The following is a 278-nucleotide window of genomic DNA, read 5'->3' as shown; positions in this document are numbered from 1 at the left end:
AACACTGAAAGAAACGCAAATTCTCAACTACGGAAAAACGGTCAGACTTCCGCTTACCCTTGACTTATTGGGCGCGTCTGAATACAATCTCGTCCTGGTGCGTAAAAACCTTCCGCGCGCGGGCACGTATACAATTAAAGGCGATTACGTAAACGGTTTGGGGGCCGGCAGTCTCTACGCCGAAACAAAGCTGGTTATTGACGCGCGTTAATCCGGGATGAAAGAGGCTGACAACAGCCTCTTTTTTTATGCGCAAAATCCTGGCATGAATCTTGCAT

Annotated in this window: 1 protein-coding gene; it reads left to right on the top strand. The window is 48.2% G+C overall.

What is annotated here, in order from left to right:
* Nucleotides 1-211, top strand: a 211-nt coding sequence (locus SB660_RS20120; protein ID WP_410584062.1) for a BslA/BslB family hydrophobin, incomplete at its 5' end; no start/stop codon positions are given.
* Between the last annotated feature and the right edge of the window lie 67 nt (nucleotides 212-278).

The organism is Bacillus sp. SIMBA_005 (genome assembly GCF_046535585.1).
Classification (GTDB): Bacteria; Bacillota; Bacilli; order Bacillales; family Bacillaceae; genus Bacillus; species Bacillus pumilus.
Note: the sequence above shows the minus strand (reverse complement) of the source record. Positions and strands in the feature narration are given on the sequence as shown.